This window comes from Paenibacillus sp. CAA11 (genome assembly GCF_003060825.1).
Taxonomy (GTDB): domain Bacteria; phylum Bacillota; class Bacilli; order Paenibacillales; family Paenibacillaceae; genus Fontibacillus.
In genome coordinates this window covers 4,527,578-4,549,506 of the sequence record NZ_CP028922.1, presented here as the reverse complement: position 1 = coordinate 4,549,506, position 21,929 = coordinate 4,527,578, and the positions used below count along the sequence as shown (strand labels likewise).

The window sequence follows — 21,929 nt, the reverse complement described above, 5'->3', positions numbered from 1 at the left end:
AGCTGTCAGGAGGGGGAGGATATAGTAGAGTTATATTCTTGATAAGCCTAGGAGGATGCTAGCCATGAAAGCGATGAATAACGAGGAAATTCTAAACAGCTTTGAAGAGCTTAACAATCACTGTATGGAGACACTTGCGGGTTATACCCTTGAAGAGCTCAGGAGGAAGCCGGCAGCAGACGAGTGGTCCTTGGGTCAGATGTATGCCCATTTAATTCAGTCTGCCAGGCACATGCAATTGGGGAATGCAATGAAGCTGATGAGCCCTGATGCATCAGGACAAGGACCGGCAGGTACGACGGGCAAGTCTGCGCTTGGGGAAATGATCTATGCAAGCGGCGCCTTTCCGCCGCAGCGCGTTCATGTACCGCCTTCTCCGCAGTACACGCCGCAGCAGCCGGAGAGCCATGAGCAGCTGCGTGAAGGCCTTGAGGCTGTGAGCGGCCTAATGAAGGAGGTCATGGCGCTGCTGCCGGAATCGGATGATCAGCGGACGGTTGAGCATCCGCGGTTTGGCGGCCTGAACGCAAGGGAATGGTTCGCTCTCGTGGAGATGCACTACAGGCATCATCTGCTGCAAGAGGAGCGGCTGGTTCAGTTTTTGGGAAACAGGGATTGAAGCAGATAAATATGATGAGAATGAGACCAGCAAGAGGGGCTCGTGACAATCCAGTCACGAGCCCCTCTTAAATATGAGATGCTGCGGCCGATTAGCCTTTTACGGCTCCGGCAACAACGCCTTTTACGATATATTTTTGCAGGAAGATAAATACGATGATGGATGGCAGGACGGCCATAACCATGGCGGTCATTGCATACTGCCAGTCTGAGGTATACTGGCCGACGAATGTATAAGCAGCCAAAGTCAGCGTCTTGGTGTCCGGCGAGCCGTTCACCATGAGCAGTGGAAGCAGGAAGTCATTCCAGATCCACATGACATCGATAATGATTACGGTGGTCGTTACGGACTTGAGCAGTGGGAAGATGACCGAGAAGAACAGCCGGAATCCCGATGCGCCGTCAATGGTGGCGCTCTCATCAATCTCCTTCGGAATGCTCTTCACGAACCCATGATAGATGAACAGGGCAAGCGGTGCGCCAAAGCCCCAGTACATAAGGCCGAGTCCCCAGGTGCTCTCGGACAAGTGAAAGTCCTTCGCCATCTGCAGCACGGTCAGCATGATGGACTGGAACGGAATCAGCATTGGCATGATACACAGGAAGTAAATAATTCCGCTAAGCTTGGACTTGGTCCGCGCCAGCTTGTAAGCGCCGATAGAGGAGACCAGGATAATGCCGACCAGTCCCAGCACAGTAATAACTATGTTGTTCACGAACAGGCGCGGATAGTTAATGTACTTCCATACATAAGAATAGTTCTCGAAGGCCAAGTGCTTAGGAAGGGCGATGACATCAGTCATGACCTCCGAGAAGCTCTTCAGGGAATTAATCAAGGCTAGAAATAGTGGGTACAGAAAGATCAGCGAGAGCAGAACCATGACGACTTCTAGTACGATCTTGCCTGTCTTGCGCTGTGTCATTAGGCTTCAACCTCCCTGCGTTTGAAGATCGTAAGCTGCAGTGCGGTAATAATCAGGACAGCTACGAACAGAATTAGTGCTTTGGCTGTACCATAACCGTACAGGTTGTTCTGGAACGTGTCCCGATAAATATCATAGGCGATACTGTAAGTGGTTCCGCCAGGTCCGCCAGCGGTCAAGGACAGGATAACGTCGAACACCTTGATAGAGTTCGTGAGTGCCATGAACACCGAGATGGTGATGGATGGCGCCAGCAGCGGCAGGGTGATGCTGACAAATCTACGGATCGGGCCGGCCCCATCGACGGTTGCCGCTTCCTTGAGGTCATCAGGAACGGACTGAAGGCCCGCAATGTAGATCACCATGTAGAATCCGATGGACTGCCAGATGGATACGCCGAGAATAGAGATGAAGGCCAGTCCCGGTTCACCGAGCCAGCTTAGGCCGAAGACGCCCCAGCCGGTGCTTTCGCCGAACGATTGGAAGCCTTGCATGAAGATGAACTTCCAGATGAATCCGACAATGACAAGGCTCAGAATATAAGGTATGAAGAAGGCGGCACGCAGCCAGGCAGAAGTCTTAAGCTTCATATCCAGCACCACGGCCAGCAGAATGGCCAGCACGTTGACCAGCACGATATACAGAATGGCGTATTTTACCGTAAACCAGGCGGCGTTCGTAAAGTTCGCATCCCCCGTAAAAATCTGTTGGAAATTGTCGAGACCGACAAACTTCGGATGCTTGGAAATGCCATTCCATTTGGTCAGTGAATAACGAATCGTCATTGCAAACGGAATATAGAACACCACGGCAATACAAATTAGAACCGGTAAAGTAAAGAATCCGAATTCCAGCTTCTCCGACCACTTTCTCCCTAGTCTTCGCATCGTAACACCCCTTTTTCTTTTGCAGCCCTCAGGGACCTGAGGGAATATTTGGACTATCTTCACAAGCTCTCCGTATCGGATATAATGATTATAATTTAGCGAGTCCCCCTCAGAAATGGATTTAAGAGTACAGTTAGGGGTAAAAAGGTGAACTGTAAAGAGAGAGCAGGGAGGAGAAATGAAAGCGTTTAACAGGTTGTTTAAGCCGCTTTATATGCTGCAGGATCGCATTTCACGAAGACTAGTCAACAAGCTGATCTTGCTGTTTACATCTATTATTCTTCTGATTGTGGTGTCGATTACAGTCATTTCTTATCAAATGTTTCAAAAAGAGTCGGTATCTAACAGTGTGGCCAGCACAAGCAACAACCTGCTGCTCGTCAATCGCAATTTGGAGGACTTCCTGGATGGCATCGAGCAGCTGTCTCTGCCGCAGCTTAGGTATGATGAGATTATTCAGGCGATTCTAACGGAGCCTTCGAACTATGCCTCGCGGATGTATCTCGAACAGTATTTGCGCAGTCTGTATTTCTCACGCGGTGATATGGAGGCGATCTATTTATATTTGGTAGATGAGCACAAATACTATTCGATTACCCGTGAGGCTTACGACAGCAAAGTGCGTTCGGCTGTGCTGACAGATATTCCGCAGCAGCCTTGGTACCAAGAGGCCCTCTCCAGCGATAAGAACCGGGCCTTCCAATCCTTCGTACAGCCGGGGGAGCAGAGCACCGGTTATCCGGTGGATACGAAGAACAGCTTTATGGCCTATCACCGGGTGCTGCGGTCTATTGCCTCCCGGGAGCCGCAGGCGGTTCTCTCGTTCTACTTCAATGCCTCGGTGAAGGATAAAATTATGAAGGATGTGCCGTTCGCGGCAGGGGATCATGTGATGTTCCTTGACCCGAATTATATCCCTTTTCATGTGGATGACCTGGGCTATTATCAGAAGATCCGGCAGGAGAAGCTGCTGAGCCACCTATCTGAAAGTCCTAAGGGGCGTTTAACCTGGACAGATGACGGGAAGCGATATCTGGTCGTGTTCAACGAAGGGGAGAGGTCGGGCTGGAAGCTGGTGAAGACGCTCCCCTATTCAAGCATTTATGAGACGGCGACCCGGACTCGGAATCTCAGCATTCTTATCGGCCTGCTTCTGCTTCTGGTAGCCGTGGTGCTGGTGAGCCTTACGGCAAATGCGATTACCAAGCCGTTGAAGAAGCTCTCCCATCAGATGCGGCGGTTTAGCGAAGGGACCTTTGATGCCGAGGCAGCCGTGAATGGGCGGGACGAGATCGCTTATCTCAACCGTCAATTCAATCAGATGGTCCGCCGGACCAATGACTTGATTAATGAACGCTACAAAATGAAGCTTGTGGAGAAAAATGCAATTCTAAAGGCGCTTGAAGCAGAGATCAATCCTCACTTTCTCTATAACGCGCTTCAGGCGATTTCCACCAAGGCGCTAAAGCATGAGCGCTTTGATATTGCCGACATGGTCGATGCGCTGGCGCTTACGCTCAGGTACTGTATCAGTGGTAAGGATAGGGTTCTAGCCAGGGAGGAGCTTGAACATGTAGGCCGTTATTTATCGCTGCAGAAGGCCAGATTCGGCTCCAGGCTGCAGGTGGAGATTGAGTGGGATGAATCGCTGAAGCAGCTGGAGCTGCCGAAGCTGTCGCTTCAGTCCTTGGTGGAGAACTCCATCAAGCATGGGCTTGAGAAGGTATCCACCGACGTCCTGATTGTGATCCGGGCAAGCTTAGATGAAGATCAGGCCATCATCTCGGTGACTGATAACGGGCCGGGCTTCACGTCCGAGCGGCTTCGCGAGGTACTGATCTCCTTCGAGGAAGATTGGGAAGAGCGAGATGGCGGCGGGAGCAGCATCGGTCTTAAGAATCTGAATACCCGATTGAAGCTGCTGTACGGGGAGCAGGCCGGGCTCTTGATTACGGCTGCCAGCCCCGGAACGGAGCTGCGTATGATTATACCGCAGGGAGGGAACAGCCATGTATAAGGTGTTAATCATTGATGATGAGGAGCCGCTGCGCGAAGCGATCCGCATTCTTGGAGATTGGAAGGGGCTTGGGATTGAGAAGGTGCTGGAGGCGACGAACGGCCGAAGCGGGCTGGAGCTGCTTGCTAGCCACAAGATCGATATTGTGATGGTCGATATGAAGATGCCCGAGCTTGGTGGGGTGGAATTTCTGCAGGTCGTAGAGCGTGAATACCCAGACTTACTCACGATTGTCATTAGCGGCTACAATGACTTTGAGTTTACACGTCAGGCCATTCACTCCAGAGTTGTGGACTATTTGCTGAAGCCGGTGAACCGGCACGACCTGAACCAGGCGCTCTCCAAGGCGGTAGGTGTACTTGAGGCCAAGCGGCAGACGGAGAGCGAATTCATCTCCCGCAATATTACGCTGAATATGTCTCTGCCGAAGCTCAAGGAGAAGGTGTATCAGTCCATCCTCGACCGCAGCTTTAACCGCAAGACGAATGAGGCATTCCTGCCCCTGATTGGAGCTGATAATCCGAACCACCGGTTTGGTATTGCCGTGTTCCGCATGCTTAATATGGATGCGGTGACGAAGGAACGGTTCCATCAGGACCAGCAGCTGCTTCATTTTGCCGTAGCCAATATGATTGACGGGATGTCCGAAGAAGGGATTCGCGGGTTCAGCTTTGCTGATCCGAAGCAGGAGCGTGAAATCGTGACGGTCTTTACCTTGAAGCAAACCTCCTCATTCGATACCGCCTTCAAGCTCGAGCTTCTGATTAAGAAGGCTGCGGTCTCGTTAAGGGATCTCTTCGGCATCGTATCCGTGGCAGGGACGGCACCGGTGTGCCGGGAGCTGCCGGAGATTGCCGAAGCCTATGAGGCGGCGAGGGCGGCGATGCTTAGCGTGAACTTCCTCACGCTTAAGGGCGGAGCCGTCAGCACCAAGCCGGAACAGCCGGCAGGACAGGAGCCGCCTCCTTCCATCGTCAGCCGCATGCCGCTGATTCGCAGCGCCCTCGAATCGGGCAATCTGAATCACGCCCGCACGGTGCTGGCCGAATTCCTGAGAATGCTGGGCGGACAAGAAGTCTTCCGCCTGGGCGATGCTGACTGGCTGCTGCAGGAATATTTGTTCCTGCTCCATGATGTTGCTAAGGCGCTGGGCGTGTCTGGCGATCGGCTGCAGAGGAGCGGAAGAGGAGATTGGCGCGAAGAGGGCTTCTCGATGGATACGGCTGATTTTACCCAGTATGAGCGGCTGATGTTAGCACTGCTGGAGCTGTACGCAGAGAGGGTTCGCGAGTCTACAGCCGCACAGCGTCCGTTCGATGCCGGAGATATCAAGGAATATATCGACAAGCATTATTTTGAAGATTTCAAGATTGCGATGTTCACGGAGAAATACTATTTAAGCCGTGAGTATTTGATGAAGCGGTTCAAGCAGCAGTTCGGATTCGGCATCCATGAATATGTTCAGAAGGTCCGCATGGACAAGGCACAGCAGCTGCTTGGCGACCCTGCCCTGAAAATACAGGATATCTCAGAAATGCTGGGGTATAAGGACAAGAACTATTTCAGCAAGGCTTACCGTAATTACTACGGAATGTCCCCATCCGAATATCGTGCCAATCTGAATTGAGGCTAACCTTTCGAATTATCACTTTTTTACCCTTAATACTTCACTTATCTACATTTTGCAGCAGACCTCTTTTCTATAAAATAACGAACAAGAAAGCAAATCTCACAAAGAAAATGGGGGCGTACCTATGTTGAAGAAATTGATGGCGGCATCGGCCAGTCTGGTGCTGATGGGCGGTCTGCTCGCAGGCTGCGGCGGGAACAACAATGCGGCCGGGAACGACGGAGCTGCCACGAACGACGCAAGCAATTCTTCGAAACCGGTTACAATTAATATGTTCACAGCTTCACCGGAGTACACCGACGCATTTAATGCCTATATTGAGGAGTATAAGAAGGTTAAGCCTAACGTAACCATCAACCTTGAAATCATGCAATCCGACTATAATACGGTATTAAAATCCAGAATCGCAGCAGGCAGCACACCGGATGTATTCCAGACAACAGCTGGCGGTGATATTGATACTTTCGCCGACTACAGTGCAGACCTGACGAATGAGCCGCTGGCAGCAGCGATGACGGATGCGGTTCGTGCCAACATGACCTCTTCTGACGGTAAAGTGCTTGGCCTGCCAATCAAGGGGAATCTGTTCACCCTGATCTACAATAAGAAGCTGCTGGCAGATGCGGGCATTACGGAAGTGCCGAAGACAACTGCACAGTTGGATGATGCTGTGAAGAAGCTGGAAGCCAAAGGCACCACTCCTTTTGCTAACGCTTACAAAGAGTGGTGGGTATGGAAGCATATCTTCCAGCATTATGTAGATGCGGCCGCTGAGGACTCCGGCCAAAGTGCGAAGGACCTGGTGAACAAGTTCATCGAGGGCAAGACGACGATCAAGGAATATCCTGCTCTATACAACAACTTCTTCAACTTTATTGATCTAACGGTTAAGCATGGAACAGATAAGCCGCTGGAGCGGGACAGCAACGCCCAGGTTAGTGACTTTGCTTCCGGCAAAGCTGCATTCTTGAGCGGTAAAGGCGCATGGGATGAAGAAGCGATCAAGAAGATCAACCCGAATCTGGAAATCGGCATCATGGGTTATCCGGTTAGTGACAAGCCAGAGCAAGCGGTAATTATTACAGGAGCCGACCAGGCGCTGCGGATTAACAAGGATTCCAAAGTAGCCAAGGAAACGATTGAATTCTTTAACTGGCTGTATACCTCCGACTACGGTAAGAACTGGTTCTCCCAAGTGGCCAAGGTGATTCCGCCAATCAAAGATGCGCCGCTTCCTGATCTGACGATGCCGAAGGAAATGGATGAGATTCTGAAGACACAGAAATCCGGTGACCTGTCCGTCAACTACTCGCTGGATACCTTCCATCAGAAGTTCGGTGAAATCATGCAGGCTTATATCGGCGGCAGCAAAACGAAAGATCAAGCTGTACAGGAAATCGAGCAGGCTTGGACTCAGTTCGGCTCCGCACAGTAATAGACAATTTCACTTGTGATCCGTTTAACTCAGCGTCCTTGTGGCGCTGGGTTAAACTGTATTTTAGGCATTGAACTCTTGGGCAGGGATCAAAGGAGGAGAACAATTGGAGAAGAGAATTCAAGTAGAAGAGAATGGTCTGTTTCTGGTATTTGAAGTCACCAAGACGAAGGATGTGCGCTTTCTTCATTTTGGTTCACAGCCGCTGCAAGAGGATGCGATTTCGGAGGCGCAGAAGCCGGGCTTTCGCCTGCTGGAGCTGCAGCTGACCGGTGAGGACCGGGAGGAATACCATGGACGGGTTCACAGGGCAACCTATCCGGGGCTTCGCCTGCAGTATGAAGGTCATACGGATACGTACAGTCAGGCAGGCCGTCTGCTGGAGATTGAACTGCGCGATCCCGCAACCGGGCTTAATGCGGTTCAGCATTTGCAATTCTATAAGGAAATCCCGGTTGTTCGTGCTTGGACTACCGTGCGGAATGAAGGGAAGGCTGCTGTAGGACTGGAATATCTCTCCTCCTTTGCCTTAACGGGCCTTGCCAAGGGAGGCATACAGAGCCGGGATGAGAAGATGGAGCTGTTCCTGGCTCATAACGGGTGGCAAAGCGAGCTGCAGTGGAGAGCCTACACATTGCCGGAGCTGGGGCTGTCCCATGTCATTGACCGCGGCTCCAAACGGATTGCCTGCAGCAATACCGGTTCCTGGTCAGCGGCAGAGTATATCCCCATGGCGATGCTGACCGATCACGAGACACAGGCAAGCCTCTTCTGGCAAGTTGAGCATAACGGCTCTTGGCATTGGGAGATCTTCGAGCAGTACGATCAGCTCACCCTGCTGCTGGGCGGCCCGAATGAGCATGACAATCATTGGTGGCTGTCGCTTGCCCCTGGCGAGGAATTCACCTCGGTTCCCGTAGCGGTGGGAGCTGCACCCGGCGGGTTCGAGCAGGCAATTGCAGAGCTGACGACATACAGGCGCCGCATACGGAGGCCGAATGAGGATAACCGCATGCTGCCGATTATTTTCAATGATTATATGAACTGTCTGTGGGGCCAGCCGACCACGGCCAAGCTGCTCCCGCTGATTGACGCCGCATCCGAGATGGGCTGTGAGTACTTCTGTGTTGATGCAGGCTGGTATGCGGACGGCGAGTGGTGGGACGGTGTTGGAGAGTGGCTGCCCTCCGAGAAGAGGTTCCCGGAAGGTCTGCCTTATGTCCTGAACTATATTAGAGACAAGGGCATGGTTCCCGGCCTGTGGCTGGAGCTGGAGGTTATGGGGATTCACAGTCCGAAGCTTGCGGATACCGATGACAGCTGGTTTTTTATGCGCCATGGCCAGCGGGTGAAGGACCGGAGCCGGTATCAGCTGGACTACCGGAATCCTAAGGTCCGGGATTATGCGGATGAGGTGATCCGCCGTCTGGTCGAGGATTATGGTGTAGGCTATATCAAGATGGATTACAACATCAATGCGGGCATCGGTACCGAACTTGATGCGGATAGCGCAGGCGACGGGTTGCTGGGCCATAACCGGGCATATTTGGCATGGCTGGACAGTATCTTCGCCCGCTATCCGGAGCTCGTGATCGAGAACTGCTCCAGCGGCGGCATGCGCATGGATTATGCGCAGCTCAGCCGGCACAGCATCCAGTCCACCAGTGACCAGGAGAACTATGTGAACTATGCGGCGATTGCCGCCTCCGCCCCAGCCGCGCTGACGCCGGAGCAGGCTGCGGTCTGGTCTTATCCGCTGCGCGAGGGCGATGATGAAGAGGTCATCTTCAACATGGTTAACGCGCTGCTGCTGCGGGTTCATCAGAGCGGCCATCTGGCAGAGCTGAGCCCCCGCCGCCGGGAGCTTGTGAAGGAGGCCCTGGACTACTACAAGGCGATCCGGGCGGATATCAAGGAGGCGCAGCCGTTCTGGCCGCTCGGGCTGCCCACCCAGCAGGCCGACTGGCTCGCCCTCGGCCTGCGCCATGAGGACCGCCTCTACCTGGCGGTCTGGCATGTGCGCGGCGATGAGCCCGCCGCGGATATGCCGCTTCCGCAGCTGCGGGGCCGCGAGCTGAGCGCTCGCTGCGCCTATCCGCAGGAAGCGGGCAGCCTTTGCTGCTGGAGCAGCGCCGAAGGCGTGCTGCGCGTGGAGCTTCCGCAGCCGCAGACCGCGCGGCTGTTCGAGCTCCAGCTTTAGCCGCCGCTGCCTCTTAGCGGCAGCGGCCGCACCAGCAGCACGAGCGGCAAAGACAGCAAAGACAAGGCTTCAGGCTGGCGCCCTTCTTAAGGGGCCTGCCTGAAGCCTTTGTCGTTCCCGGGGTTGCTCTAGCGAATGAACTCAACCACGAAATGAAGGATGGCTGTAAGAGGGTTCAGTAGAAGATAGAGCAGGCTGGAGCTGTAACTCATTCCAATATCCCCTCTGAGAGAAGCGGCCGCGGGAGGCGATGCGCTGCTGTCAGGAGTATCTAAGCCGTAAATTTCGCTAAGCTCGGCTGCCCGTCCGATATCGGGGGAGCTTCCCTCTGCGCTGGTAACAGCGGGGATCGCGGCGGCAATAACGGCTGCAACCAAGCAGATCAGGATGGGGAGAATGTATGCGATTCGTCTGCGCATGGGTGGACTCCTTTCTGTGAATCTATGGAGAATACGGAGGACTTTACTGGGGAGACCTAAGCAGGGTTCGTCCGCAGAGTTTCATATGGAAAATAATAGCAAATTTTGCATTGTGGATCAATTCATGCCTGAGTTGTATGCCCCTAGGGATAATGGGTGTTCTTCCCATGATTTGGAGAATGGACCTAAGCTGTTGATGATAGAAAGGCAGCCTGTCTGTTGGCTAACTACAGACAGGCTGCCTCATAAAATTCAAATATTTATTCACTAAAAACCTATTCTCTGGCGATTTGATATTTAACGAGGTGATCTGCTACATGCTTCAGAGACTCCCCTGTCTGCTGCATACGTTCAATGGCTTCTGTAAACGAAGTAACAAGGCCAGCTTGTTCCTGCGATGAGGCCACAATCTGGCTAATCTCACGCTCCATATCACGAATGGAGCGCTGTACATCCAGCAGGGCGGCTTCAATGTCGCCTGTCGCTTGTTTGGCGCCGACGGACAGCTTGCGCACCTCGCTGGCTACGACGCCGAAGCCGGCGCCGGCCTCGCCTACGCGGGCGGCTTCAATAGCTGCGTTGAGGCCGAGCAGGTTCGTCTGATCGGAGATCTCCTTGATCACACTGGCTACGGTATTGATCTTGCTGGAATTATGAACAGTAACTTGAGTGTTCTGCATGATCTGTTCGGCCGTTGCTTGAAGTTCTTCGGCATGGGCCGCTACATGCTGAGCCATGTCCACTAGATGATCGGAGATTGAGCTCGTCTCTTGAATGACGGTCTGAAGCTTTGTCTGGTTGGTCTGTTGATAGGCTGCAGATAGAACAGCTTCGACTTCGCCATCTTCATTAAAGATCGGAATCGAGATCATTTCCATGGGCACGCCATAGGCTTCTTCCGGTATCGTAATGATCTGAGGCTCGCGACCGTTCTTCAGCATGCTAAAGTCTGTGTAACCCTCATCAAGCGGATCGCCTGGCTTAAAGCCGATATCGATCGCATCGCCAACGGGATAGTATTCGAGGACATGGGTTCGTCCTAAAAGGTTAAAGGATACGGGCTCACGCATAATTTGTGCGAAATAAGGGATGGAACGAACTAAAGCTTCTGTGATATTCATTATGATCAGTCCTTCTATGTAGTAGTTTGCAGGATGCAGCTTCTTGCTCCACCGGATTTGGGCATGACAAAAGAACAGACCAGATTGCTTCTTATCCCGGCAAGCTGCATTTGTTCATGGTGTGCATGCAAGGAGACGGAAGCTTCTCTATCCTTATGCTGAATACATATAATAGCTAGGGAATTAACCAGCATTATTTATATGTCGGCCTCGTTTACATAAATCATGATACTATTAAGTGAAATTCATGAAAAAACACCCCCGTATCATCGTAAAAGATGACTCGGGGGTATTTGCTGTGGTGCAAAAGCTATAGATTACCCAGCGATGACAGGCTCGCTTCTTGTAAGAGCTGGCTCCGGCGCATCCTGCTCGACCAGCGAGTGCTTCTCCCAAGCTCGGCTGCGCCAGCGGAAGAACATGATGACGGCCCGCGTCCATTCATCGGCAGCGATGGCGAGCCAGACCCCGGTAAGGCCGAGATGCAGCTTGAACACGAGCAGGTAGCCGAGCGGCAAGCTCATGCATACCATGGACAGCAGGCCCATGAATACCGGGAATTTCGCATCACCGGCAGCCCGCAGCGAGTTGATTATGACGATGTTGCAGGTCCGCCCCGTCTCCAGCAGAATGCTGAGCAGGATGACCTGGGCTCCCATCGCAATGATGGTCTGATTCTCGGTGAACAGGCCCATCAGCGGCACCCGGAACAGGATGATGATCGCGTCGATAATGACGGTGGCGATCAGCGCCCATTTCACACTGGTAAACACCCGGGTATAGGCGCTGTCCTTCTCCCGGGACCCGACGAGATGCCCGACAACGATCGCCGTGCCCATGCCGATCGCCATGCTGAACAGGTAAATATAGCTTGATATATTCACGGCATATTGGCGGGTAGCCATCGCTTCTGCGCCCAAGTAGGTCACGTACATCGTAAAGACCAGCTGACAGGACTGATAAGTGATGGATTCGAGAGCAGAAGGCACCCCGATCTTCAGAATTTTGAAGATAAATTTCTTGGACAGATTGACGTAATAATTCCATTGTACCCGTACATCCATAACTTTGTAGAGCAGCCAGAAGAAGATCAGAAGACAGATGAGACGGCTGCCTACGGTTGAAATCGCCGCACCTTCCACGCCCATGGCGGGAAGACCGAAGTGGCCGAAGATTAAGATATAGTTGCCTGCGACGTGAATGATGTTCATCAGGAAGGAGACAACCATCGTCTCCTTGGTAAAGCCGTGCGTCCGGATGGTAGCGGCCAGCGCATTGATCAAGGCTTGAAGGAAGATCCCTCCGCCGACAATGTGCATATAGGACTTTGCATAAGCGTAAATGTCACCCTGTACATTGAGCAGCTGCAGCATATGCTGTCCGAACAGTAGGAACACCCCGCTTAGAATGAGGCCTACGGCCAGATTTAACGTAATGGCATTGCCTGTAACCTGAGCAGCTTCGCTCAGCTTCTTGGAGCCAAGGTACTGGGCCACGACAATGGCCGCGCCATTCCCGATGACTTCCAGGACCAGAATAGCTATCGATATAATTTGGTTGGCTGCGCCAACTCCTGAAACCGCGTCATCGGACACCGAACTGAGCATAAAGGTATCCACACTGCCCATCAGCATGAACAAAAACAACTCCAGAAAGATGGGCCAGGTCAGATGGAACATGCTTAATTTCTTTCTCTCCGACTGTACAGCCCCTGTTTGTTCTGCATTTGCCGTCATAATGTCACCTTTCATCGTAGAGATATTTTCTAAAACATAGGGTATGTTAGCATAGTCTGTTAGAAAAAACAGCAACATTTATGAAATAGTCCAGAAAACTTACATTGAATTGATTTATCGTTTTCAGAAGGAACATTAACTTATTTTATGTCAGCGCTTTCCCTCTATGGGCAAAGAAAAACCGCAGGCTCTTTGCCTGCGGCTCAATTCTATACGGAAGGAAGTTTCCCTTAAACTTTGAAAATTTGGCTGATCTGTTCAACCTCTTCCTTCGTCAGCTTAACGTCCAGTGTCTTCAAGTTGTTCAGCACCTGTTCAGGCTTCTTCGCACCTGGAATCAGTGCGTCAATACCGGGGACAGTCAAATACCAGGCCAGCACAACATGTGCAACTTCGGCGCCCTTCGCTTCGGCAATCTTACGAACTTGGTCCACTTTGTCCAAATTCCGTACGAAGGCTTTGCCCTGGAACAGCGGGTTCTTGGCCCGTCCATCATTGAAAGTGGTGTTCTTGTTGTACTTGCCGCCAAGCAGACCTGCTGCGAGCGGGAAGTAGGGGACAAAAGAGATATGATGCTGTTCACAGTAAGGAAGCAGCTCCGCTTCCGCTCCACGCTTGAACAGATTGTATTCGGATTGCAGCACATCTACATAGCCATCCTTGTTGGCTTCGCGCAGCTGCTCGGGGGAGAAGTTGGATACACCAATCGCACGGATCTTGCCTTCTTCCTTCAACTGCTGAAGTGCACCTACGGCTTCATCCTTTGGCGTCTGCTCGTCCGGGAAATGAATATAGAACAAGTCGATGTAGTCCGTCTGTAACCGTTTGAGGCTGCCTTCAACCGACTCCTTCAGGAAGGCTGGCGAGTTGTCGAAGACAACCTTGCCATCTACAAATTTATGAGCGCCTTTGGTTGCGATGACGATGTCCTTGCGGTTTCCCTTTTCCTTAAGTACCTCGCCAATAAGCTGCTCAGAGCGCTCCGGTCCGTAAAAAAAGGCGGTATCTAAGAAGTTGATGCCGTTGGCCATGGCCGTGCGCACCACCTCTTTCCCGGTCTCTTCATTAAGATTCGGATAAATGTTGTGCCCCCCAACTGCGTTCGTGCCTAGGCCAATCCGGCCTATCAGCAGATCGGTGCGGCCCAGCCGAGTCGTTTGTTCTGCCATTCGCTGATTTCCTCCTTTTTAACGATGGGTAGAGTACAACCACATTGTAACAAAACCGGATACAGCATTTCAAAGAAGGAAGGTATGTAGCAAATGCTATATAATTGAAAGAGCTATATAGAATGAACTAAAGAAATGAACGTTATAGGACCGTATTAGGCCGTGATAACAGAAAGTTCAATGTAAAACTTTAGTTCAATCTATATATATAAATGCAGAGATGTCTTGCTTAGTCCAACATCTCTGCACGATTTATGGAGAGGGGAGATCTTGGGTTGATCAAGATGTTTCAGTATAACTGGAAGGTAAGGGAAGAATGGTTTGAGCTGTGCAAGCAAATTCCTGCTGAGGAGCTGGTACGCAGGCGAGTAGGTGGGGCGGGCAGCATGCTGTATACACTATTTCACATCGCGGATGTGGAATACAGCTGGGTCCGGGCCGTTCAAGGCAAACCGGATATAGAGGTTGATTATGAGCATTATAAGGACCTTGCCCGGCTTAAGCAGCTTTCTGACGGCTGGAAGGCCGAGGTCAGGGAATTCTTGAAATCCTGGAATCCTGAGGATGAGGAGATCATAGTCACGGTTCCCTGGTCGGAAGAACGCTATACCCAGGGTGAAATATTGCGACATGTCATCGCCCATGAGATTCACCATATGGGCCAGATGTCTCTATGGGCCAGAGAGCTTGGTTTTGAGCCGGTATCGGCCAATGTAATAGGGAGAGAATGTAATGGCTTGATATAAAAAAAGCTGCAGTCCTTCTAAATAAGGCTGCAGCTTTAATTATTTTACAGTATTCAAGGTTACTCGGCATCCTTCTCTTCAAAGAGCTGCGCGATTCGTACGATCACTTGCACGGCTTTGACCATATTGTCTGCGGAGACATATTCGAACTTGCTGTGGAAGTTCTCGCCCCCGGCAAAAATATTCGGCGTAGGCATGCCCATGTAGGAGAGCTGGGAGCCGTCGGTACCGCCGCGGATGGACTTGATCACAGGCTTGATCTCCAGATCCTCCATGGCTTGCTGGGCAATATCTACAATATGCTTCACCGGTTCAATCTTGTCCTTCATATTGTAGTATTCATCCCTCAAGTTAAGCACAATCCGCTCTTCACCATAGGCATCCTTCAGCTCGTCAACGCACTGGCACAGGTAGGTCTTCTTCGCCTCGAACTTCTCTCGGTTGAACTCGCGGATAATGTAGTGCATCTCCGTCTCCTCCACATTGCCGTTCAGGGAGAGCAGATGATAGAAGCCGTCATAACCGCTCGTGAATTCCGGTGCTTCACTGGCCGGGAGTTTGTGCTGCAGTTCCATTGCAATTTTTATGGAGTGGACCATTTTGCCCTTAGCCGTTCCGGGGTGCACGTTGGTACCTTTAATCTTTATTTTGGCCGACGCTGCGTTAAAGCTCTCATACTCCAGCTCTCCGATTGGCCCGCCGTCCATGGTGTAGGCATATTTTGCGCCAAATTTGGCAACATCGAACCGTGAAGGTCCTCTGCCGATTTCCTCATCCGGGGTAAAGGCAACGCGAATCTTGCCATGTTTGACCTCAGGATGCTGGATCAAATAGTCCATCGCGGTAATGATCTCGGCAATACCTGCTTTATCATCGGCACCAAGCAGGGTTGTTCCGTCGGTCGTAATGAGGGTGTGGCCTATGTATTCGCCAAGCTCGGGGAACTCCTTGGGGGACAGCACCACTTTATGAGCTTCGCTTAGCACAATATCGCCGCCGTCATAGGATTCAACCCGCTGGGGATTAACGCCTTCGCCAGTGACTTCTGTGGCCGTATCCAGATGCGCCAGGAAGCCGATCACCGGCACCTCCTTGTCTGTATTGGAAGGGAGCGTAGCCATCACATAGCCGTGCTCATCCATGGTGACTTCCTCAAGTCCCAGCTCTTTGAGCTCGTCAACCAGCAGGTTAGCGAGCTCCAGCTGGCCCGGAGTAGAAGGGCAGGTCTCGTTGTCATCATTCGATTGGGTATTTACCTTGGCATATTTAACAAACCTTGTAATGAGTTCTTCCTTCATCGATTTTCAGCTCCTTAGCATGGGTTGGTTTCATTGTTTCTTAGTATATACCAAATTCGAAGGGATTAGCTGGATATTAGGGCGTTATAGAAGCGGAATTAGAATTTCGGCCTCACGACGCGGTAGGTGACATGGAATTCCTCGGCAAGCTCCTCTGGCGGTAAATCGCTTCTTCTCATATACTCGCACCATCAGCTCCATGAGCCGCTGTATTTTGTCATGAAGCCTATTAATTTTTGTGGTTATTGTTACAATTATTGGTATCCGTATAAAATGTACATATCTCTAAAGACAATCTATAGGAGGATGATAACGATGAGTTTTCCAGTAGGCCCTGAGGCAGTACATAGAGAGTCGCTCCATGTGATCGGTATGAAGTGGCAGGGGAGCTTTGCTGAAGCCGGTGCAGGTGGGATTCGTGAGGTGCAGCAGCAATTTAAGCAGCGCCTGCAGGAAATTTCGAACTTGGTGAACCCGGATGCTCTGCTTGGCTTGTCTTATGATATGACGGAACAGGGCTTCACCCATTTAACTGCTGTAGAGGTGAAGGAACTTGGAGAGATCCCTGAAGGAATGGTCAGCCTGACCGTACCTGCCGCTGACTACGCCCGCTGCAAGCATGCCAAAGGACAGGACATCGATGCTTCCTATCAGAACCTTTACGCCTGGATAGAGCAGCAGGGCTATCGTCCGCAGGGGGAGGGGCTGACTCATTATGAGGAGTATCCAATGAGCCAGGACACCTATGACCCACAGCCGGAGTTCACAATTCTGATTCCTATGGTTAAAGCTTAAGAGAGAATGGCAGGATCGCCCTCTGCAAGGCGGGCCTCATCGCCAGAATTGTAACTCGGGTGCGCTACGTATCCTCCAAGACTTCAATGGCGAGTTATTCCTCTACTCATTTGATAGCCAAAGCACTTCGTTCAGTTGTTCTAGAGATCCAGCTTCGAATGAGCAAAAAGCTCTTAACTGCTCCAATGCCTAACAGGAGAATACTAGCAATGAACATAAAATGCCCGACTCCAGGGAGAAATGCAAAGATGAGGCTCCAAGTAACCTTATTACCGACCAAGATTAATATTCCGGCTGGAAGGATAATGTTGAATATAAATAGATTTATTAGTGTTAACATTCAGATCAAATCAATAATGGAATGTATTAAAGTCGATATTTCCGAATCAAAGTAGACGAGAAGCACGGCTTAGTTGAATATAGTTATGAAGATAGAGACTCATACAATGCAGATGAAAACTACTCGCCAGCTGTAATCGGTGGAATGTTCGATGGTGTGCTGGCTTTATGGGATTTTTTTACTCCATATATTAAATTATGGGCAAAAATAGAATATAATAAAATAAAATGTGTTTGTAATTTCTGTAAGAAAGGTGGTTATGACTTGAAGCATACACCTACGATACGAGCAGAATTGGACAGCTACCTCCAACAAGAGGGTTTAAACTTGGCACGATTGGGAAAGCTAACAGGCATTAATAGGGGATCGATAAGTGCCATTGTGTCAGGAAATAAACCTATGTCCATTAATCAGCTGGACCGCATTACTGAGGTTATGGGTTTACCGGAAGGCCATTTTTACGATTTGTTTATAGAAAACTACATCTTAGGCGTACCCTTGAATATGAGACGAATCGAGCCGTTTTTATATCGATGCGTTGAGCTGAACAAGCTAGACATGTTCCGACAAGTAGTAGAAACCATCATGGATAATCGAATCTATTCATCAAAATTATTTGAGATTGCTGAAAATCTATTCGAACGCGGTCAATACGAAACGGCGCTGATACTATATGAGAATGTGGCGGAAGTGGAGAAATATCAGCACTCAGAGCGTTTGGCGATTTGTCAGTACCGCATGTTCACAATCCAAATTGGTGATAATCAAAGTCAAAATGTTAGAACGGCGGCCGTCTTTGAAGCTTTCGTCGAACGTCTGGACGAAATAGATCAGCTTGACGCATTAAAGGATTTGGCAAACGTGTATAGATCTTTACGTAAATGGGACAAGGTTGAGGAAATGGCAAAGAAAATGAAAGTTAAAGCGGAAGTACAATATACACTAAAACATCAACAGAATGGCCGCGAACGTACTGAATTTACTAAGAAGCCAACTCGCCCTCTGTTTGCGTATATTACCTATGCCGATTTATTGTGTGCAAGCGTTTATGAAGCCCAAGGCGATTATCAACAAGCTCTACAATATACATACGCCTACGCTAATTTGGATTGGGTAATAGAGACGGACGAGGATACGATGAATTGGATCAGACGATATCAAGATTGGTCGCAATGTAATATTTACGTATATAAACTCCTTTCTGGAGATACAAGCGTACTTCCGGATTATGTCGAATACATCGCTGCGTCAAAAGTTGATAAAGAAATGATAACTAAGCTGTTAAACTTAATGTTTGCAGCCAACCGATATCATTTAGATGTGAATCATATACTTGAACGTTTTGAAACGATTATTGACTCTTTTGTTACACAGGGGTCCCAATCATCAGACATGTATACTAAGCAAGTAATACCAGAACAGATTGCACGATTGAGTTATGAGTTAGCGTATTATTATTTACATGGAGACTATTACGCTGATGGTTTTAAATATTTGATGTATTCAATGGCAAGTTATCATACAATAAATAACGAGACTTATTATATAAACTGTCTAGGGCTATTTGAGCATTTCCGCACGTATGCGGTTCAAGAAACGAAGGAAAAGTTCTCAAAATTCATTGAAAAGGTGTGGTTAGACAATGTTAAAGAAAATGATACTACTACTCACCGCAGCTAGCTTTTTGTTTATTGCTACTGTGCCAGCTCAATCGCATAGTCATCAGATTATTCAACTCCAGGATACCGTTGGAGGAATGTAAACGGATAGTAACAAAAAAGCCCAGCTACCCTTCATATCCTCAGCATTGGAAATGATATATGCCGAAGCCAGATGGACGGAATGTTGGGAGAGTCTGTAGGCAGCATAAAGCTAAAAATGGAGGGGTACCCTCTGGCTAATCTGTTTTGCTGCGCTTCAGGTACGGAGGTAAAGCTATTCTTTATTTGCAGTATTAGAAACATGCTCTTGTACATATTCAGCATAAGATTGGCCTGAGACAGCCTTAGACTAGAATAATGGTGAAGCAAGTCTTTGACTAGAATCCCCTCAGCGGCCTTTGGGTCTGCCAGGTGCAAATTGGGCAAGAGTGCCGCGTCAGGCATATGAAGCTGCTTGATCATAGATTCGACACAAACAAGCTCCCGGAGCTAAGAGAGGTTTATTCCTCTTAGTACCGGGAGCTTGCTGCTGTGACACGGACAATAACAGAAATGTGCTTGAGCTAATTTCTTTTACTGTATATAGCTTTTGTCTTGTTGAAGATAATGGACTTCTTCCTCTTTAGGCTCTTTTTTCTGAAAAGCCTCCCCCTCAATATCAAGCTTAGGCAGAATGCGGTCGAGCCATTTCGGGAAATACCAAGCGGATTTGCCGAGCAAGGCCATGGCGGCAGGAACGATGGTGAGCCGCACGATGAAGGCGTCGAATACAATGCCTAGTGCGAGCGCAAGCCCCATGGATTTGACCATCGTGTCATCCCCGAAGATAAAGCTGGTAAACACGGAGACCATAATCAAGCCTGCGACAAGTACAATTTTCCCGCTATGCTTCATTCCGAAGAGAATCGCCTTTTTGGGCTGCTGTTCATGCACATACTTCTCTCGCATTCCGCTGACCAGGAACACTTCATAGTCCATGGCTAGTCCGAACAGGATCCCTGCGACAAGGACAGGCAGGAAGTTGAGCACAGGGGCAGGCTCAGGAATGCCTAAGAAGCTAATGAAATTCCCGTCTTGAACGACATAGACAACGGCTCCGAGGGTGGCTGTCAGCGTCAGCAAGTAGCCGACAACAGCCTTGATTGGAATTAGAATGGAGCGGAATACGATGGCCAGAAGGATGAAGGCCAGCCCCACGATCAACCCTGCAAATTCCGGTAACGCCTCGTTAAGTTTGTCCGACATATCAATATTGACGGCGGTTGCTCCTGTTACCATCAGCTCTACGTGAGCTTCAGCCTTGATGTTCTCCGCCTGTTCACGGATCGTCTTGACCAGATCGCTCGTCTCCGTCTCTTGCGGTCCTGTCTTCGGTAATATGGTAAGCATGGCCGTATCGCCAGCCGCATTCATTTGCGGTGGTGTGACAGAAGCGACGTTGCTCAGATCGCCAAGACCCTTCGTTGCTTCAGAGATCGCCGCTGCTTTATCGCTTGCAGAATCCTCTGCTTGAGCTACGACCACTAGTGGACCGTTAAAGCCGGGACCAAACCCTTCAGCCAAGAGGTCGTATCCCCGCCGTTCCGTAGTATCTACAGACTTAGAAGAGCTATCTGGGAGTCCGGTATGGATATGAATAACGGGCAGACTAATGACGACAAGCAGCAGAACAGACACAATCAGGACAGGGAGCGGGTGCTTGGTTACGAAGCGTCCCCACCAGTTCGAATCAGCCTTTGATTCCTTGGCACTAAGATTAGGATTCGGCAGAGCCTTTTTAGACTTCTTAGGCATAAATAGCTTCTTGGAACAGCCGAGAAATGCCGGGATACAGAACAGGGAGACCAGCACAGCCATACATACAGTTACGGCTGCAGAAATCCCCATAGATCCCAGGAAGGGGATTCCGGTCACAGTGAGTCCGGCAAGTGCAATGAATACAGTAAGTCCGGCAAATACGACCGCGCTTCCCGCCGTAGCATTGGCTATTCCCGCTGCTTCTTCCCGCTCCATCCCCTGTTTTAGGTTTTGACGGAAGCGTGAGATGATGAACAGTCCATAGTCTATACCCACCGCGAGTCCCAACATGCCGGCAAGGGACAAGGAGAAGGATGGGATTTCGATATAGTTAGACCCAATGAGGATGAGCATAATCCCGATTCCTAGGGCAATTACTGCGGTTAAAATTGGGAGGCCTGCTGCGACAACGGAACCGAATGTAAGCAGCAGAATGACAAATGCAGCGACAACACCGACCATTTCTGCCGGGCCGCCAGCTTCTACTTTGGACAAGGCTACAGTCCCGCCTAGTTCGGTCTGAAGGCCTTTGGAATTAGGAGCCTCTATGGCTTTCAGCACATGATCAATCGATGTTTGCGCGACGTCGTCTGCAGCAGCTTTATAGGTGACTGTAGAATATCCGATCTGGCCGCCTTTCCCTATGGTTTTGGCGTCATATACCGTCTGAATGGATGCGACTTCCGGATCTTTCTTGACTTCTTGTTCCGTGGCTTGAATCAGTTGTTTTACGGAACTAGTTTCTAATGTCTGGTTAAGGGGAGCTTTGTAGATGAGCCGGATGGTGCCGCCCCCTTCGGACTTTGACCCGAAGGCTTCCTTCATCACGGTCATCGCCTTCTCTGATTTAGTACCAGGGATGCTAATCCCTCCGCTGAACGCAGAGCCCAGGCCTAATCCTGCCGCTATAGCAACGATAAGTAAGCCTAAGGATGCGATTAGCACGGTCTTTCTTTTACGGAAAGACCATTTTCCGATATGATATAACCACTTTGCCATGCTAGGTTTCCCTCCAGTATTTTTTCTGTAAGATGAATCTCATGGTACCGTAGATTGCTGGAGAGGATAACGTCCAAGAGGGCATGCCCTTTTGGGCAGATGGGGTCTGCACCTTTGGACGATGACTTAGAAATGCTG

General features: G+C 50.2%; 17 protein-coding genes. 9 read left to right on the top strand and 8 right to left on the bottom strand.

Features of this window, described 5'->3' with window-relative positions; genetic code table 11:
• The first annotated feature begins 64 nt into the window (after window positions 1-64).
• The gene (locus tag DCC85_RS21255; RefSeq protein WP_325048394.1) at window positions 65-619 is read left to right on the top strand and encodes a DinB family protein; all 555 of its coding nucleotides are present in this window, start codon (window positions 65-67) and stop codon (window positions 617-619) included.
• A gap of 91 nt (window positions 620-710) precedes the next feature.
• On the opposite strand, the gene DCC85_RS21250 is transcribed toward DCC85_RS21255, so the two are convergent.
• Together DCC85_RS21250 and DCC85_RS21245 are read right to left on the bottom strand one after the other, a co-directional pair.
• Window positions 711-1,541 (bottom strand): carbohydrate ABC transporter permease, encoded by an 831-nt coding sequence (locus DCC85_RS21250; protein ID WP_108467361.1) that lies wholly within the window; start codon window positions 1,539-1,541, stop codon window positions 711-713.
• A complete protein-coding gene (locus DCC85_RS21245) occupies window positions 1,541-2,428 on the bottom strand; it encodes a carbohydrate ABC transporter permease (protein WP_108467360.1) in 888 nt (295 codons plus the stop codon). Before DCC85_RS21245 ends, DCC85_RS21250 begins: the two co-directional genes overlap by 1 nt.
• A gap of 178 nt (window positions 2,429-2,606) precedes the next feature.
• Between DCC85_RS21245 and DCC85_RS21240 the strand changes: the two genes are divergently transcribed.
• The 4 genes from DCC85_RS21240 to DCC85_RS21225 all read left to right on the top strand — a co-directional run bounded on the left by DCC85_RS21240 (window position 2,607) and on the right by DCC85_RS21225 (window position 9,710).
• Window positions 2,607-4,445: a cache domain-containing sensor histidine kinase gene (locus DCC85_RS21240; protein ID WP_108467359.1), complete on the top strand. Its 1,839-nt coding sequence runs from the start codon at window positions 2,607-2,609 to the stop codon at window positions 4,443-4,445.
• Entirely contained in the window at window positions 4,438-6,072 is a 1,635-nt protein-coding gene (locus tag DCC85_RS21235) for a response regulator (protein WP_108467358.1), read from the top strand. Before DCC85_RS21240 ends, DCC85_RS21235 begins: the two co-directional genes overlap by 8 nt.
• A gap of 127 nt (window positions 6,073-6,199) precedes the next feature.
• The gene (locus tag DCC85_RS21230; RefSeq protein ID WP_108467357.1) at window positions 6,200-7,510 is read left to right on the top strand and encodes an extracellular solute-binding protein; all 1,311 of its coding nucleotides are present in this window, start codon (window positions 6,200-6,202) and stop codon (window positions 7,508-7,510) included.
• A 106-nt stretch (window positions 7,511-7,616) separates the two neighbouring features.
• The gene (locus DCC85_RS21225; protein WP_108467356.1) at window positions 7,617-9,710 is read left to right on the top strand and encodes an alpha-galactosidase; all 2,094 of its coding nucleotides are present in this window, start codon (window positions 7,617-7,619) and stop codon (window positions 9,708-9,710) included.
• Between the two features lie 128 nt (window positions 9,711-9,838).
• Here the strand turns inward: DCC85_RS21225 and DCC85_RS21220 are convergent, their stop codons facing one another.
• The 4 genes from DCC85_RS21220 to DCC85_RS21200 all read right to left on the bottom strand — a co-directional run bounded on the left by DCC85_RS21220 (window position 9,839) and on the right by DCC85_RS21200 (window position 14,155).
• Complete coding sequence (locus tag DCC85_RS21220; RefSeq protein WP_108467355.1) at window positions 9,839-10,129, bottom strand: hypothetical protein; 291 nt, start codon at window positions 10,127-10,129, stop codon at window positions 9,839-9,841.
• A gap of 275 nt (window positions 10,130-10,404) precedes the next feature.
• The gene (locus DCC85_RS21210; RefSeq protein ID WP_108467353.1) at window positions 10,405-11,250 is read right to left on the bottom strand and encodes a methyl-accepting chemotaxis protein; all 846 of its coding nucleotides are present in this window, start codon (window positions 11,248-11,250) and stop codon (window positions 10,405-10,407) included.
• Between the two features lie 317 nt (window positions 11,251-11,567).
• Window positions 11,568-12,986, bottom strand: coding sequence for an MATE family efflux transporter (locus DCC85_RS21205; protein WP_108467998.1), 1,419 nt, complete (start codon window positions 12,984-12,986; stop codon window positions 11,568-11,570).
• Between the two features lie 230 nt (window positions 12,987-13,216).
• Complete coding sequence (locus DCC85_RS21200; RefSeq protein ID WP_108467352.1) at window positions 13,217-14,155, bottom strand: aldo/keto reductase; 939 nt, start codon at window positions 14,153-14,155, stop codon at window positions 13,217-13,219.
• 284 nt (window positions 14,156-14,439) lie between these two features.
• Here DCC85_RS21200 and DCC85_RS21195 point away from each other — a divergent pair, with 284 nt between their 5' ends.
• Complete coding sequence (locus DCC85_RS21195) at window positions 14,440-14,901, top strand: DinB family protein (RefSeq protein WP_442789554.1); 462 nt, start codon at window positions 14,440-14,442, stop codon at window positions 14,899-14,901.
• A gap of 59 nt (window positions 14,902-14,960) precedes the next feature.
• Here DCC85_RS21195 and pepT read toward each other — a convergent pair whose 3' ends face one another.
• On the bottom strand, window positions 14,961-16,199 hold the full coding sequence (pepT, locus tag DCC85_RS21190) for a peptidase T (protein WP_108467350.1): 1,239 nt from the start codon (window positions 16,197-16,199) through the stop codon (window positions 14,961-14,963).
• A gap of 315 nt (window positions 16,200-16,514) precedes the next feature.
• On the opposite strand from pepT, the gene DCC85_RS21185 reads away from it, so the two are divergent.
• The 3 genes from DCC85_RS21185 (at window position 16,515) to DCC85_RS21175 (ending at window position 19,014) form a co-directional block, all read left to right on the top strand.
• Window positions 16,515-16,994: a GyrI-like domain-containing protein gene (locus DCC85_RS21185; protein ID WP_108467349.1), complete on the top strand. Its 480-nt coding sequence runs from the start codon at window positions 16,515-16,517 to the stop codon at window positions 16,992-16,994.
• Window positions 16,995-17,152: 158 nt separating this feature from the next.
• On the top strand, window positions 17,153-17,389 hold the full coding sequence (locus DCC85_RS23500) for a hypothetical protein (RefSeq protein WP_234414257.1): 237 nt from the start codon (window positions 17,153-17,155) through the stop codon (window positions 17,387-17,389).
• A 209-nt stretch (window positions 17,390-17,598) separates the two neighbouring features.
• Window positions 17,599-19,014, top strand: coding sequence for a helix-turn-helix domain-containing protein (locus tag DCC85_RS21175; RefSeq protein WP_108467347.1), 1,416 nt, complete (start codon window positions 17,599-17,601; stop codon window positions 19,012-19,014).
• Window positions 19,015-19,568: 554 nt separating this feature from the next.
• Here the strand turns inward: DCC85_RS21175 and DCC85_RS21165 are convergent.
• On the bottom strand, window positions 19,569-21,791 hold the full coding sequence (locus DCC85_RS21165; protein ID WP_108467345.1) for an MMPL family transporter: 2,223 nt from the start codon (window positions 21,789-21,791) through the stop codon (window positions 19,569-19,571).
• Between the last annotated feature and the right edge of the window lie 138 nt (window positions 21,792-21,929).